A 12,933-nucleotide genomic window follows, 5' to 3' on the forward strand; every position below is an offset into this window, starting at 1 on the left:
CGTCAGCAGCGACGTCGCCGCCGCCGCGCGGAGCTGGCGCGCCTGTTCGTCGAGGACGTCCAGGGACGGCAGCGGCGGCGCCCCGGGCGGCGGGGCACCGCTGAACACCGCCACCCGCTGCCCGACCTGCCGGGTGAACAGCAGGTACGTCACGCCCAGCAGCGCCACGCCGGCCAGCAGGAACAGGCCGCCGTAGAGCACGGTCAGCCGCAACCGGAGGTTCACCGGAGCCGGTAGCCGACGCCGGTGACCGTCTCCACCAGCGGCGGGTCGCCGAGCTTGCGGCGCAGTTTGAGGACGGTGAGCCGGACCGCGCCGGTGAACGGGTCCGCGTGCTCGTCCCACACCTTCTCCAGCAGGTGTTCGGCGGACACGGCGGCGCCGTCCGCGCGCAGCAGCTCGGCGAGCACCGCGAACTCCTTTTTGGACAGTGGCAGGCCGCGCCCGTCGCGGAACGCCTCGTGCCGCGCCGGGTCGAGCGTGACGCCGGACCGGCTCAGGACGGGCGGCGCGGCCGGTCGGCAGCGCCGCCCCAGCGACTGGATGCGGGCGGCGAGCTCGGGGAACGCGAACGGCTTCGTCAGGTAGTCGTCCGCGCCGAGGGACAGCCCGGCGACGCGGTCGGTGATCTCCACGGCCGCCGTCAGCATCAGCACCCGTGTCGCCGCTTCGGACGCGACGACCTGCCGGCAGACGTCGTCGCCGTGCACGACCGGCAGGTCCCGGTCGAGCACGACGACGTCGTAGTCGTGCACGGCGATCCGCTCGAGCGCCGCGCCGCCGTCGTGGGCGATGTCGACCGCGTGGGCGTCCTCGCGCAGCCATTCCGCGATCGCGTCCGCGAGCATCGGCTCGTCCTCCACCACCAGGACCCGCATGCCCCGATGATCGCCGTGCCCGTGTTTCTTCGCCGTTAGCACCGGTAGAGCGTGTCCGCGCCCCCGATGCCCCGGGTCGGCCGGCCGCCGTACTCGGCGGGGTCGACGACCGTGCAGTGCTGCTCGATCCAGCGTTGCCGTTCGCCCTGGGCGGGGCTCCGCGGCGGCCCGGGCGGGGTGCCGGCGCCGCTCAGCACGAACCGCAGCTTGCCTTCGGCGAGCCAGCGCTCCAGTTGGGCGACGGACGGCGCGTCGTCCCGGCCGCCGAAGCCGCCCATGCCGATCACGGTCGCGTCGGAGTCGATCAGGAACGGCGCGACCGCCCCCGCCTCGGCGTTCACGGCGAGGGTGATTTCGGTGCCGTTGCGGCGGGCGTAGTCGAGGATGCGGCGTTGCTCGTCCGACAGCTTCGTCGCGCCGTCACCGCCCACGCGCATCAACCGCGGACCACCGGGTGACGGCGGCGGAGGAGCTCCCGGGCCGGTGGCGGGCCCGGCGGCGGGCAGCGTCCCGGCCGACGTGCTCTGCGCGGCGGCGTACGACCAGACGGCGGGCGTGAGCAGCAGCGGCACCAGCGCGGCGAACAGCGCAACCCGGCTTCGTCCGAAGTACAGGCCGGCGATGGCGGCGACGGCCGTGCCGAGCACCGCCCAGCGCGTCCAGCCGTGGAACGACGTGTCCCGCGAGGTCAGCACGAACGCCCAAGCCGCGGTCAGCGCGACAACCAGCGGGAGCAGAGTGCGCCGGTGCTGCCGCCACAGCAGCGCCAAACCGGCGGCGGAAACCGCGGCGACGGCGGGGGCCAGCGCCGTCGTGTAGTACGGGTGCCAGATGCCGCCGGCGAAACTGAAGACCACGGTGGTCACCAGCAGCCAGCCGCCCCAGAGCAGCCAGCTGGCGTCGCGCCACCGGCGGCCGAGGACGGCCAGCACGAGCAGGCACAGCGGCAGCAGCCACGAGATCTGCCCGCCGACGACGTCGTTGAACATCCGGCCGGGTCCGGGGTCGCCGCCGAACGACGACATGGTCTGCTGCCCGTTGCGCATGATCATCATGCCGCCGCCCTCGCCGTTGCCCGAGAGCCGGCCGAAGCCGTTGTAGCCGAAGACGAGGTCCCACGCGGAGCCGTCTTCGCTGCCGCCCATGTACGGCTTGGCGCCGGGCCACCAGTCGTACAGGGCGATCCACCAGAACGAGGAGACGACGAGGACGAGGCCGGCGCCGAGGACGTCGAGCAGCCGCCGGCGCAGCGGTCCGCTCGTCCCGGCGAAGTAGGCGGCGACCAGGGCGGGGACGATGATCCACGCCTGCAGCATCTTGGTCAGGAAGCCGCAGCCGACGAAGAAAGCGCACCACCACAGCCACTTCCGGCCGTCCCGCAGCGCGCGGGTGAGCGCGTACGCGGCGGCGACGAGGAAGAGGACGAGCAGCGTGTCGGGGTTGTTGTCCCGGTTGATGATCACGGTGACGGGGGTCAGCGCGAGGATGGCGGCGGCCAGGAGGGCGACGTTCTCGCCGGCCCAGAGGCGGACAGTGCGGTGCAGGAGGAACACCGCGGCGACGCCTTCGAGGACCTGGGGCAGCAGCAGTGCCCAGCCGTGGTAGCCGAAGATCAGCACCGAAAGCGCTTGCGGCCACAACGCGAGAGGCGGTTTGTCGACCGTGACGACGCCGTACGGGTCGAAGGAGCCGAAGAGGAAGTTGGTGAAGTTCTCCGTCATCGACTTCGCGGCGGCGGAGTAGTAGGTGTTCCCGAACTGGCCGTCGCCGATCTTCCAGGCGTAGAGGACGGCGGCGCCGAGGCAGACGAGCGGAAGCGCCCAGGGGCGGGTTCGCGGAGGGGCGGCGGTGATCATGACCGCTACCCAACTCCGGCCCGCGTTTCCCGGGCGTTTCTACTCCGACTCGAGGTCACCTTCCAGCGAGAGGTACACCTCGCGCATCTTCGCCAGCAGCTCCGGGTCCGGCTCCTCCCACAGCCCGCGGTCCGCCGCCTCGTTCAGCCGCTCCACAATCCCGCGCAGCGCCCACGGGTTGGCCTTCCGCAGGAACTCCTGATTGACCTCGTCCAGCACGTAAGACTCGGTCAGCTTCTCGTACATCCAGTCTCCGACGACACCCGCCGTCGCGTCGAAGCCGAACAGGTAGTCCACCGTGGCCGCCAGCTCGAACGCGCCCTTGTAGCCGTGGCGGCGCATCGCCGCGAGCCAGCGCGGGTTGACGACGCGTGCCCGGAACACCCGGGCCGTCTCCTCGCCCAATGTGCGCGTGCGGACTGCGTCCGGTGACGTGCTGTCACCCACGTAGGACGCCGGCGCCGCGCCCGTCAACGCTCGGACCGTCGCAATCATGCCACCGTGATACTGAAAATAGTCGTCCGAGTCCGCGATGTCGTGCTCGCGCGTGTCGGTGTTCTTCGCCGCCACCACGATGCGCTTGTACGAACTTTCCATGTCCTCGCGCGCCGGGCGGCCGTCCAGGTCGCGGCCGTACGCGAAGCCGCCCCACACCGCGTACACCTCCGCGAGGTCCTTGTCGTCGCGCCAATTGCCGCTGTCCATCAGCGGCAGCAGGCCCGCGCCGTACGCACCGGGCTTCGACCCGAAGATCCGCGTGGTCGCGCGGCGGGAATCGCCGTGCGAAGCCAGGTCCGCGGAAACGTGCGCGCGGACGAAGTTTTCGTCGAGGGGTTCGTTCAACCCGGCCACCAGCCGGACGGCGTCATCGAGGAGCGTGATCACATGCGGGAACGCGTCGCGGAAGAACCCGCTGATCCGGACCGTGACGTCGATCCGAGGCCGGCCCAGCTCCTCCAGGGGGATCGCCTCGATGCCGGTGACGCGCCGGGACGCTTCGTCCCACACCGGCTGGACACCCAGCAGCGCCAGCACTTCCGCCGCGTCGTCGCCGGACGTCCGCATCGCCGACGTGCCCCACACCGACAGGCCGACCGACCGCGGCCAGTCGCCGGTGTCCTCCCGGTAGCGGCGAAGCAGCGAATCGGCGAGGGCCTGCCCGGTTTCCCAGGCGAGCCGGCTGGGGATGGCCTTCGGGTCGACGGTGTAGAAGTTCCGCCCGGTCGGCAGCACGTTGATCAGCCCGCGCAGCGGCGACCCGCTCGGCCCGGCCGGGATGTACCCGCCGTCCAGCGCGTGCAGCACCGCGTCCAGCTCGCCCGAGGTGCCGGCGAGGCGGGGCACGATCTCCTCGGCCGCGAAGGAAAGTACCCGGGCGACAGCGGGATCCGGCGCCACCGACGTCACCGCGGTCGCGTCCCAGCCTCGCATCTCCATCGTCCGGACGAGCTCGCGCGCCGTCTGCTCGACAGCGTCCACTTCGGACATCGGCGCGTCTTCCTTGAGCCCCAGCGCCGAGCGCAGGCCCGGCACCGCGCCCTGCTTGCCGCCCCACATCTGCGACGCGCGCAGCATCGCCAGCACGAGGTTGACCCGTGCCTCGCCGGTGGGCGCCGCGCCGAGGATGTGCAATCCGTCGCGGATCTGCGCGTCCTTGACCTCGCACAGCCAGCCGTCGATGTGCAGCAGGAAGTCGTCGAACTCCGCGTCGTGCGGCCGCTCCTCGACGCCGAGGTCGTGGTCCAGCTTGGCCGCCTGGATCAGCGTCCAGATCTGCTGGCGCACGGCCGGCAGCTTCGCCGGGTCCATCGCCGCGATGTTCGCGTGCTCGTCGAGCAGCTGCTCCAGCCGCGCCATGTCGCCGTAGGACTCCGCGCGCGCCATCGGCGGGATCAGGTGGTCGACGATCGTCGCGTGCGCCCGCCGCTTGGCCTGCGCGCCCTCGCCCGGGTCGTTGATCAGGAACGGGTAGACCAGCGGCAGGTTCCCGAGCACGGCGTCCGGCGCGCACGACGCCGAAAGCCCCGCGGTCTTGCCCGGCAGCCATTCCAGCGACCCGTGCTTGCCCAGGTGGACGACGGCGTGCGCGCCGAATTCCTCCTCGAGCCAGCGGTACGCGGCCAGGTAGTGGTGGCTCGGCGGCAGGTCCGGGTTGTGGTAGATCGCGACCGGGTTTTCGCCGAACCCGCGCGGCGGCTGGATCATGATGATCACGTTGCCGCTCTGCAGCGACGCCAGCACGATGGCGCCGTTGTCGACGTACAGCTCGCCCGGCGCGGGGCCCCAGTGCTCCTCGACGCCGTCGCGCAGCTCGGCCGGCAGCGCGTCGAACCACTCCTGGTACCGCGCGGCCGGGACGCGGATCGGGTTCCCGGCCAGCTGTTCCTCGGTGAGCCACTCCGGGTCCTGGCCGCCGGCGGCGATCAGCGCGTGGATGAGCGCGTCGCCGTCGGGCTGGTCGGTGCCGGTCGGGTCGACGCCCGGGAAGGCGTCCGGGCCCAGGTCGTAGCCCAGCGCGCGCATCCGCCGCAGCAGCTCGATCGCCGACGCCGGCGTGTCCAGGCCGACCGCGTTGCCGACGCGAGAGTGCTTCGTCGGGTACGCGGAGAGCATCAGCGCAATGCGACGCTCTGACGGAGGCGTGTGCCGCAGCCGGGCGTGCGCCAGGGCGATGCGAGCGACGCGGGACGCGCGTTCGGCGTCCGGCACGTACCGGGGGAGGCCGTCTTCGTCGAGTTCCTTGAACGAGAACGGCACCGTGATCAGCCGTCCGTCGAACTCCGGGACGGCCATCTGGTTCCCGGCGTCGAGGGGGGAGAGGCCGTCGTCGTTTGCCGCCCACGTCTCGCGGTCGCTCGTCAGGCACAGCGCCTGCAGGATCGGGACGTCGAGCGCGGCCATCTCGGCGACGTCCCAGGCCTCGTCGTCGCCGCCCGCGCCCACTTCGGACGGCCGCGTGCCGCCCGCCGCGAGCACGGTGACCAGCAGCGCGTCCACGGAAGCCAGCTCGGCCATCATCTCCGGCTCGCGCGTACGCAGCGAAGCACAGTAGATCGGCAACGCCCGCCCGCCCGCGGCTTCGATCTCGTCGGCGAGCGCGTGCACGAAGGCGGTATTCCCGGACAGGTGGTGCGCGCGGTAGTACAGGATGCCGATGACCGGGCCGTCGCTCTTCGTGGGGCGCTCGAGAACGCCCCACGCGGGTTGCGCCGCGGGCGGCTCGAAGCCGTCGCCGGTGAGCAGGAGCGTGTCGGAGAGGAACCGGTGGAGCTGGGTGAGGTTCGCCGGGCCGCCCTGCGCGAGGTAAGCGTGGGCCTCGGCGGCGATGCCGGCCGGGACGGTCGAGAGCTTCATCAGCTCGGCGTCCGGCGTCTGCTCCCCGCCGAGGACGACGACGTGCGCGCCCGACGCCCGCAGCGTGTCCAGGCCGTCCTGCCAGCTCCGCGGCGTGCCGAGGATCCGCGCGACGACGATCTTCACGCCGTCCAGGAGCGCCGGCAGCTCGGCGACGTCGAGCCGGGCGGGGTTGCCGAGCCGGTACTCGCGGTCGCTGGACCGGGCGCTGAGCAGGTCGGTGTCCGAAGTGGACAGAAGCAGGATCACGAGGTTCCTCCTCGGGGTCCGCGCCCCGGGTCGACGGGCGCGCCGGCCGGAGTTCCTGGCTCCCGGAATCTCTTCCGGTCACAGTGGCGGGACCGCCCCGGATTCTCACCGGGTTCCTCCACCTGCCGACGCGTGGGTATCGCACCCACTCTCCGGTGCCGGTCGAGGCGCGTCAAGGTGACGTTGCCCCGGGTAACCTGACGGCTTGGAATCCCTGCTCCGGAGCTTCACCGCCGCACAGTCGACCCGACAGCCGTACCGCCACCCCACGGCGGCCGAGCTCGAAACCGCCGGAACCGGCTTCGCCGCGTGGCTCGACGGCCGCCCCCACCATCTGCCTGACCTGGGTTTCTCCGTGGACGACGACGTCGTCGCCCAGGAGCCCGGCACCGAGCGGGCCTGGGGGCTCTACGCGATCGACCGGTCCGCGCCGCCGTCGCTGGTGGTCGAGGTGCCGCATCCGTCGTCCGACCTGCGGACCGACCGGATCGGCCTGGCGCTGTTCCGGCGGGTGCCCGGCGCCGTCCTCGCGGTGGCCGGCGCGCACCGCCGCCGGGAGGACCCGGCGCACGACCCGCGGACCGTCTTCCACGTCGTCAGCACGCTGCTCGCCCGCCGCGGCCTGCCCCAAGTCCAGCTCCACGGCTTCAACGACCGCACGATGCCCGCCGCCGACGTCGTCGTTTCGGCCGGAGCCGCGGAGGCCGGCGACGCGGCTCGCCGGGCAGCGGACCGCCTGGAAGCCGCCGGGTTTCGCGTCCGGCGGGCCTGGGCCGACCCCTGCCGCGGCCTGGCGGGGACGACGAACGTCCAGAGCCAGGCCGCCGGCGGCGCCCCGTTCCTGCACGTCGAGCTCAACCGGACGACCCGCGAGACCCGCCGCGACGACGTCGTTCGCGCGCTCGCCGAGGCCGACCTGCGCAAGCCCTAGGCGGACCGCTCACCCAGGCGGGGGAACGGCTTCGTCGAGAACAGCACTTCCACGGACACCTCGAAGAACTCCGCGATCCGCAATGCCAGGTACAGCGAAGGGCTGTACTCGCCGCGTTCCAGGTAGCCGATCGTCTGGTAGTGCACCCCGAGGGCCTCGGCCAGCTGCCGCCGCGAGATCGACCGTTCCGCGCGCAGCATCGCGATCCGGTTGTAGACGACCTCACTCATCACTACCCCACACGCTGCATGGCCTTCTGCCGCCGTTCGGCCACCGACGAGCCCGCTTCCCGCCGCGCCATGCGGCGGAGCAGGATCGGCGCCAGCACCAATCCGATCACAGACCACGCGACGAGCACCGCCAGGGTCGGCACCGGCCGCCACGACCGGCCGATTTCGACGACGACCGCGCTGTCCGGCAGCAGCGCCGAGCGCATCCCGAGGCCGAGCCAGTACATCGGGAACACCTGCGCGAGGTCCTGCACCCAGCCCGGCAGCGCGGTGATCGGGTAGAAGATCCCCGAGATCGCGCCCAGGCCCATCACCGGCAGCACGATCAGGCCCGTGGCGCGGGCGCTGCCGGCCAGCGAACCCAGGGCCGCGCCGATCGGCATGGTGGCGAACAGCCCGATCACCAGCACCCAGGCGAGGTGCAGGTACGACCGGACACCGTCGGGCGCCAGTTCGGAGAACAGGAAGAGGCAGGGGATCAGGACCACCGCCAGGGACGTGAGCTGGCCGAGCGTCAGCGCCGTCGTCTTCCCGGTCAGGTACCCGAGCATCCCGTTCGGGGTCGCCTTCGCGCGCAGCAGCGTGCCGTCCTCGCGCTCGGCGGCCAGGTAACCGGCGGCGCCGGTCAGGCCGGTGAACACGACGCCGGCGCCGAGCAGGCCGGGCACGGTCGCGGCACCGAGGGAGAACGTCGTGCCGGGCAGGGTCGCGTTCCGCATGAAGAACAACGTGGCGAGGAAGAGCCCCGCGAAGACGACCTGCCCCACCACGTCTTCGGCGTTGGTCCAGGTCTGCTTGAACTCGATCCACCCGCGGGCCAGCCCGGAGCGCAGTGCCGCGGTCTTGGCGTTCATCGCGCGCCCGCTTCCTGGAGGCCGAGCTCCGTCTCGCCACCGGACTCCGCCCGGTGGACCAGCGCCATGTAGGTGTCTTCCAGCGACGCCCGCCGGACCTCCAGGTCGGCGATGGCCTCGCCGTGCTGCTTGAACAGCTCGTACACGTACTTCGTCGCTTCGGTCGTCGAGTGGACGAACCGCTGCCCGCCGACGCTCCAGCGAACCTCGGCCTCGCCGGAGATCTGCCGGCTGAGCTGGTCGGCCGAGCCGTCGGCGATGATCCGGCCGCCGTTGAGGATGAGGATCCGGTCGGCCAGCTTCTCGGCCTCGTCGAGGTCGTGCGTGGTCAGCAGGATCGTGGTGTCGAGCTCGTCGGACAGGCGGTGCACCAGGTCGTGGAACTCGCGCCGGGCCTCGGGGTCGAAGCCCGCGGTCGGTTCGTCGAGGAACAGCAGCTCCGGGCGGCCGACGATGCCGATCGCGACGTCGAGCCGCCGCCGCTGGCCGCCGGAAAGCTGCTTGAGCTTCTTGCCCGCGTGCTCGGTGAGCCCGACCGTCTCGATCAGCTCGTCGGCGTCCCACGGCCGCGGGCGCGACGGCGTCGAGTACGGCAGGTAGTACCGGCCGAGGTGGGTGAGCAGTTCGCGGACGCGCCACTTCCCGTGGTCGCGCCAGGACTGGAGCACGACCCCCAGCCGTGCCCGCCAGTCCTCACCCCCGTGCGCCGGGTCGACGCCGAGCACGCTCACCTCGCCGGCCGACCGCATGCGGAAGCCCTCGAGGATCTCGATCGTCGTGGTCTTGCCCGCGCCGTTCGGCCCGAGCAAGCCGACGACCTCCCCTCGGTAGGCCTCGAAGTCGACGCCGTGGAGCACGTCGTTCGTGCCGTACCGCATCCGTAGCCCGCGCACGCGGACGACGGGATCGGCGGGATCTCTCATCCTGGTCACCCCCATCTGACTGATGCGATCGAATGTAGCACACCTGCTACATTCGATCAGACTTCTGCGGTCCCGGGAACTTGACCCGCGGTCACCCGGTTCGCCGGGCATGGGAACTTGGCTGGGGCTGGCCCTTCCGGGCGGCGTCGTGGTCCTGCTGGTCATGGCGGCGATCGAACTGCGGCCGCGCAAGAACGGCTCGCGCTTCAAGGCGCGGCTGTCCGCCACGTACATCGAGGAGACGACCGCGTTCCTCTACGGGACCAAGCGGCGTGAGCTGGAACACCGGGAAACGATGTCGATGCTCGTCGAGCAGGACGCCGAAGGCGCGCCACCCTGGCGTGACGTGGACCTGGACGCCGGAACGGCCCGGCTCCGGCCGCGTCCGGAGCCGCCGGAGCCGGAAAACCGCCAGCTACAGTGACCTCATGCCGACCCCAGCACGTGTGCGAGCCGACGCGTGCCCCGGTGTTTTCGCACCCCACGACGCCGCCGACGGGCCGTTGGCCCGCGTGCGCCTGCCCGGCGGCACGATTTCCGCAGTGCAGCTGCGCGCGCTGGCCGACGCGGCCGAAGCCTGCGGGGACGGCGATCTCCACCTCACCTCGCGTGGCAACGTCCAGCTGCGCGCCGTCACGCGGCCCGGCCTCGAAGCCCGGCTGACCGGTGCGGGCCTGCTGCCGTCGCCGTCGCACGAGCGGGTCCGGAACGTCCTCGCGTCGCCGTTGAGCGGGCTGCGCGGTGGCCTCGCCGACGTCCGCGGGCTGGCGTCGGCGCTGGACGACGTGCTGTGTTCGACGCCGGAGCTGGCGTCGCTGCCCGGCCGGTTCCTCTTCGCCTTCGACGACGGCCGCGGCGACGTCGCCGCCGAAGGGGCCGACGTCTGCTGGCTCGCGGTGGGCCCGGCCGAGGGCACGCTGCTGCTCGCGGGCGGCGACACCGGACGACGGGTGTCGCGCGCCGGCGCCGTCTCGGCGCTGGTCGAAGTCGCGCTCGGCTTCCTGCGCGTGCGCGGGTCGGCCTGGCGGGTCGCGGAACTCGACGACCCGGCCTGGCGGGGAACGCCGGTGCCGCGGGCCGGCGTCGAGGTCCCGGCGGGGCTGATCTCCCGGGACGGCGGCTTCGCGGCCGGAGTCGTGCCGCGCTTCGGGCAGCTGTCCGCGGCGCAGGCGCGGGCGCTGGCGGAGTTCGGCCCCGCGCTGGTCACGCCGTGGAAGTCCGTGGTGCTGCCGGACGTGCCCGCCGACGTCTTCGCACGGCTGGGCTTCGGCGGCGAGGCCTCGGGGACCACCGCGTGCATCGGCCGTCCGGGCTGCGCGAAGTCGCGCGCCGACGTCCGGGCCGACGCGGTGTTCCGGCCGGGCCTGCGCGCGCACTTCTCGGGCTGCGAACGGCGGTGCGGAAAGCCGTCGCAGTCCCATGTGGACGTTGTCGCCGAAGCGGGGGGCTACCGCATCGACGGCCGCTGGGTGCCGCTCGACGAGCTGGAGGGAAATCTGTGATCGACTACCTGCGGGACGGTGCCGAGATCTACCGGCACTCGTTCGCCACGATCCGCGAGGAGGCGGACCTGGCGATCCTGCCCGACGACGTGGCCGGCCTGGCGGTCCGGATGATCCACGCCTGCGGCATGGTCGATCTGGTCGACGACCTGCGCTACACGCTCGACGTCGTCGAGTCCGGCCGCGCGGCGCTGGAGGCCGGCGCGCCGATCCTGTGCGACGCGCAGATGATCGCCAGCGGCGTCACCCGGCGCCGCCTGCCCGCGGCCAACGAAGTGCTCTGCACGCTGTCGGACCCCGGTGTTCCTTCGCTGGCCGAACGCATGGGCACCACGCGCTCGGCGGCGGCGCTGGAGCTGTGGCGCGACAAGCTGCCCGGTTCGGTGGTGGCGATCGGCAACGCACCGACGGCGCTGTTCCGCCTGCTGGAGATCCTCGACGAAGGCGTCGGCGCCCCCGCGGCGATCATCGGCGTCCCGGTCGGGTTCGTCGGCGCGGTGGAGTCCAAAGTGGAGCTCGCCAAGCGCGCGCCTGCGCCCTACCTCGTGGTGCACGGCCGCCGGGGTGGCAGCGCGATGGCCGTCGCGGCGATCAACGCCCTCGCGAGCGCAGAGGAATGACCGGCACGCTGTACGGCGTCGGCCTCGGCCCCGGCGACCCGGAACTGATGACGGTCAAGGCGGCCCGCCTGATCTCCGAGGCCTCGGTGATCGCGTACCACTGCGCGCGGCACGGCCGGAGCATCGCGCGTTCGGTGGCCGAGCCGTACCTGCGCGAGGGGCAGATCGAGGAGAAGCTGGTCTACCCGGTCACCACGGAGACGACCGACCACCCGGGCGGCTACGAGGGCGCGATCGCCGACTTCTACGAGCTGAGCGCGAAACGGCTGGCCGAGCACCTCGACGCCGGCCGTGACGTGGTCCTGCTCTGCGAGGGCGACCCATTCTTCTACGGCTCGTACATGTACATGCACGAGCGGCTGGCCGGCCGGTTCGAAGCGGTGGTCGTCCCGGGCGTGACGTCGGTGAGCGCGGCGTCGTCGGTCATCGGCCGCCCGCTGGTGCAGCGCGACGAGGTGCTGACGGTGCTCCCGGGCACGCTCCCGGCCCCGGAGCTGGCGCGGCGCCTGGCGGACACCGACGCGGCAGCGGTGCTCAAGCTGGGGCGGACGTTCTCGTCGGTGCGGGAGGCGTTCGAGGAAGCCGGGAAACTGGACGACGCCGTGTACGTCGAGCGCGCGACGTGGGGGCAGCAGCGGGTCGAGCCCCTGGGTGAGGTCGATCCGTCCACGGTCCCGTACTTCTCGTTGGCTTTGCTGCCTTCGCCGGCCTATGCGTCTCGGGTTTCGCCTGCTCCCGTCGCCGCTGCGCCTTCTTCGGGTGGCGAAGTCGTCGTCGTGGGCCTCGGGCCGGCGGGCCCGGAGTGGCTCACCCCGGAAGCGGCAGCGGAGCTTTCGGCTGCGGAGCACATCGTCGGGTACGGGCCGTACGTGGCGCGGGTGCCGCAGAAGGCGGGCCAGCAGCGGCACGCGTCGGGCAACCGCGTCGAGGCCGACCGGGCGCGCGAGGCGTTGTCCCTGGCTGCTTCCGGCGGCCGGGTCGCGGTGGTGTCCTCGGGTGACCCGGGGGTGTTCGCGATGGCGTCGGCGGTGCTGGAGCAGGTCTCGGCCGGCCACGGCACGGGCGTCCGGGTCCGGATCGTCCCGGGCGTGACGGCCGCCCAGGCAGCGGCGTCCCGGGTGGGAGCCCCGCTGGGCCACGACTACTGCGTGCTCTCGCTGTCGGATCGGCTGAAGCCGTGGGAGATCATCGAGAAGCGCCTGGACGCGGCGGGCGCGGCAGATCTTGTGCTGGCGTTGTACAACCCGGCCTCACGTTCCCGGACGACCCAGCTCGCGGACGCCCGGTCGGTGCTGCTCCGCCACCGTGCGCCTTCGACGCCGGTCGTGGTGGCGAGGGACGTTGGCGGCCCGGAGGAGGACATCCGCGTCACGACGCTCGGTGAGCTGGACCCGTCCACAGTGGACATGCGCTGCCTGCTGATCGTGGGCTCGTCCCGCACCCGATCCGAGAACGGCATCGTCTGGACGCCCCGGAGTTACTAGGTCTACCGCGGCTGGTCGTGAGTGGTAAGGCGGGTTCTAACCCGCCTTACCA

11 protein-coding genes, 1 pseudogene and 1 riboswitch are annotated in these 12,933 nt (G+C 72.3%); of the genes and pseudogenes, 5 read left to right on the forward strand and 7 right to left on the reverse strand.

Translation table 11 applies throughout. From position 1 onward, the window contains the following. The 4 genes and pseudogenes from ACWEVN_RS40415 to cobN form a co-directional block, all read right to left on the reverse strand. Positions 1–225, reverse strand: a pseudogene (locus tag ACWEVN_RS40415) (two-component sensor histidine kinase); the annotation flags it as partial. Further along, the gene (locus ACWEVN_RS40420) at positions 222–878 is read right to left on the reverse strand and encodes a response regulator transcription factor (protein ID WP_310971187.1); all 657 of its coding nucleotides are present in this window, start codon (positions 876–878) and stop codon (positions 222–224) included. The pseudogene ACWEVN_RS40415 and the gene ACWEVN_RS40420, both read right to left, overlap by 4 nt. 35 nt (positions 879–913) lie before the next feature. Beyond that, positions 914–2,734, reverse strand: a complete 1,821-nt coding sequence (locus ACWEVN_RS40425; protein WP_452054817.1) for an ArnT family glycosyltransferase — start codon at positions 2,732–2,734, stop codon at positions 914–916. A gap of 39 nt (positions 2,735–2,773) precedes the next feature. Further along, a complete protein-coding gene (gene cobN, locus ACWEVN_RS40430; protein ID WP_452054818.1) occupies positions 2,774–6,337 on the reverse strand; it encodes a cobaltochelatase subunit CobN in 3,564 nt (1,187 codons plus the stop codon). A 27-nt stretch (positions 6,338–6,364) separates the two neighbouring features. Next, positions 6,365–6,482, reverse strand: a riboswitch (cobalamin riboswitch). A 60-nt stretch (positions 6,483–6,542) separates the two neighbouring features. Here cobN and ACWEVN_RS40435 point away from each other — a divergent pair. Continuing rightward, positions 6,543–7,268 (forward strand): hypothetical protein, encoded by a 726-nt coding sequence (locus tag ACWEVN_RS40435; RefSeq protein ID WP_452054819.1) that lies wholly within the window; start codon positions 6,543–6,545, stop codon positions 7,266–7,268. On the opposite strand, the gene ACWEVN_RS40440 is transcribed toward ACWEVN_RS40435, so the two are convergent. Genes ACWEVN_RS40440 through ACWEVN_RS40450 form a run of 3 tightly spaced genes read right to left on the reverse strand, consistent with a single transcriptional unit; the run spans position 7,265 to position 9,275 of the window. Further along, positions 7,265–7,498, reverse strand: coding sequence for a helix-turn-helix transcriptional regulator (locus tag ACWEVN_RS40440; RefSeq protein ID WP_043784651.1), 234 nt, complete (start codon positions 7,496–7,498; stop codon positions 7,265–7,267). The two genes, ACWEVN_RS40435 and ACWEVN_RS40440, sit on opposite strands and share 4 nt — an antisense overlap. Positions 7,499–7,500: 2 nt before the next feature. Beyond that, a complete protein-coding gene (locus ACWEVN_RS40445; RefSeq protein ID WP_449687674.1) occupies positions 7,501–8,352 on the reverse strand; it encodes an ABC transporter permease in 852 nt (283 codons plus the stop codon). Next, positions 8,349–9,275, reverse strand: coding sequence for an ABC transporter ATP-binding protein (locus ACWEVN_RS40450; RefSeq protein WP_452054820.1), 927 nt, complete (start codon positions 9,273–9,275; stop codon positions 8,349–8,351). The genes ACWEVN_RS40445 and ACWEVN_RS40450 overlap by 4 nt, the downstream gene beginning before the upstream one ends. Positions 9,276–9,384: 109 nt before the next feature. On the opposite strand from ACWEVN_RS40450, the gene ACWEVN_RS40455 reads away from it, so the two are divergent. The 4 genes from ACWEVN_RS40455 to ACWEVN_RS40470 are packed head-to-tail and all read left to right on the forward strand — an operon-like array spanning position 9,385 to position 12,881. Then, positions 9,385–9,699, forward strand: coding sequence for a DUF6191 domain-containing protein (locus ACWEVN_RS40455; RefSeq protein ID WP_449687676.1), 315 nt, complete (start codon positions 9,385–9,387; stop codon positions 9,697–9,699). A gap of 4 nt (positions 9,700–9,703) precedes the next feature. Beyond that, positions 9,704–10,777 carry a precorrin-3B synthase gene (locus ACWEVN_RS40460; protein WP_452054821.1) on the forward strand — a complete coding sequence of 358 codons (1,074 nt, stop codon included), beginning with the start codon at positions 9,704–9,706 and terminating at the stop codon, positions 10,775–10,777. Beyond that, the gene (locus ACWEVN_RS40465; RefSeq protein ID WP_310971195.1) at positions 10,774–11,397 is read left to right on the forward strand and encodes a precorrin-8X methylmutase; all 624 of its coding nucleotides are present in this window, start codon (positions 10,774–10,776) and stop codon (positions 11,395–11,397) included. The genes ACWEVN_RS40460 and ACWEVN_RS40465 overlap by 4 nt, the downstream gene beginning before the upstream one ends. Then, a complete protein-coding gene (locus tag ACWEVN_RS40470; RefSeq protein WP_452054822.1) occupies positions 11,394–12,881 on the forward strand; it encodes a precorrin-2 C(20)-methyltransferase in 1,488 nt (495 codons plus the stop codon). Before ACWEVN_RS40465 ends, ACWEVN_RS40470 begins: the two co-directional genes overlap by 4 nt. Positions 12,882–12,933 lie beyond the last annotated feature (52 nt).

It is taken from the genome of Amycolatopsis sp. NPDC003861, from assembly GCF_053605405.1.